The organism is Blautia sp. OM07-19 (genome assembly GCF_003481595.1).
GTDB lineage: Bacteria > Bacillota > Clostridia > Lachnospirales > Lachnospiraceae > Blautia_A > Blautia_A intestinihominis.
Genome location: NZ_QULA01000041.1, coordinates 24,970 through 26,849, shown reverse-complemented (window position 1 = coordinate 26,849; position 1,880 = coordinate 24,970). Strand labels below are relative to the sequence as shown.

Sequence of the window (1,880 nt, the reverse complement as noted above, 5' to 3'; positions counted from 1 at the left end):
GGTCGAGTAGATACATCCGTTACCGAATGTATCCCTCACAGAATTCCGGACGTGCGGCTTTTCCGCATCCGGCTCTTTACGAAACGCATTATTCAACAATTATCCGTAAATACTGACATATATTTTCGCCCTCGCTAAAGGATAGGCTGTATCAATCATTTCAAGAAACCCTGACCATGTATAGCTCTTTTTCTGACTTCTTCTATTAAGCCAGTAATGAAGACTTCTCATGACCTGGTATCTAAAAGCAGACAGACTCCGCCCATTATCAGTAATGCCGTAGTAATGATAATAACCAACAAGTATCTGATTCAGCTTAGATATAATGTCTTTCAGTTTATTCGCTCTCATTGACCGAATTTTCTGACGAACTTCTTTGCACTTTTTATTAAATTTTATTCTGCTGGTTTTCCTCTTCACTCTGAATTTCCCATTCTTATTACAAGAACAGTAATGCGTAAAGCCAAGGAATGTGAAAGTTTCTGGCTTGTGTCCATTTCTCTCACAGTTTTCTTTTGCAAACCGTCCAAACTGTATCAGTCTGCTTTTATCTTCCTGTAGGCTCAATCCAAAGTGTCTCATTCTACGTTTAAGTAGTTCATAGAACATTACGGCATCTTCTTTGTATTGAAAGCATACAACAAAATCATCCGCATATACTACCAGACCACTATATCCTTTAAGTTTAGGGACAATTATCTCTTTGTACCACCATACCAGTACATAATGCATATATATGCATGATATTATTGGTGAACAGACTGAGCCTTGTCCTGATCCTTCTTCCGTCACCTCATATCGAAAGTTTTCCATCACTCCCGATTTTAGTATTCTTTTCAGGAGTCTGGCAATATTAGGATCTTTGATCTTTGATTCTACGAACTTCATTATCCATTTATGGTCAAGATGATTGAAGAACGATTTGATATCTGCATCTAATATATAACTGCTCTTTTCCCTTTCAATCATATAGTTAAGTTTTCTCAAAGCCATGTGACATCCTCTGTTAGGACGAAATCCCATCATCTCATCATAAAAGCATGGTTCAAATACTGCTTCCAGTATTCGTTTCAGTGCTTCCTGCACCAGTTTGTCTTCATAACAATAGATGCTAAGAGGCCTTGTTTTCCCATTATCCTTCGGAATTTCTATTCTTCTTGCTGGTTTCGGCTTATATGCCTTCTTCCTCAGTCTGTCCACAAGGTTTTCTATATTTTTATCAAGGTTCTTATCATAGTCCTTCTTTGTTATCCCATCAATTCCAACTGCTTTATTTCCATCCATCTTATTATGACATTCTTTCAGCAGTGATGTTGAAATCAGGTGTCCTATGGATGTAAAGACCATATCTGGATTTTCTCTGGATAATTGTGATATTCTCTCCAATTTTGTTTCCATTATTGTCCCTATCTCTGAGTATAGATAATGTTTCCTTTTCGATATAGTTCCGCAGGCCTGAACTATGAGGAATAGTTCATTCTCGACTTCCCTCCAACACTTATCTTATTCATGCTTTCACTGGTACTATTCGGGCCTCCGACTACCTGTACGTCATCTGACATCCTTATTTATTTGTTTGCCATACCATATCTATACGCAGTATTTATGGAACGTACAGGTTCTCTCCAGTTGATGCAGCATCATTGTGTAACATGAATAGCTCTACGACACCGCAGCAGAGTACGAAATCTTGCCATAACGATAAACTTACCTATAGCCTTCTGCTATGTCAACAGCATCGGCCTGCTGGATTAGGGTCTTTCGATGCTCAATCACTATCCCTATTACCTATCTTCCTACGCTTAACCTTCCCGATTGCTCTGGCTGGCTCAAGGTCGTTACCGGCGGTGTGGCTAATACCTTACCGGATGGGATTTCCA

1 protein-coding gene is annotated in these 1,880 nt (G+C 39.1%); it reads right to left on the bottom strand.

Annotation, left to right across the window (positions count from 1 at the left end; all coding sequences use genetic code 11):
- Positions 1–99: 99 nt before the first annotated feature.
- On the bottom strand, positions 100–1,398 hold the full coding sequence (gene ltrA / locus DXC01_RS17875) for a group II intron reverse transcriptase/maturase (protein WP_118699513.1): 1,299 nt from the start codon (positions 1,396–1,398) through the stop codon (positions 100–102).
- Positions 1,399–1,880 lie beyond the last annotated feature (482 nt).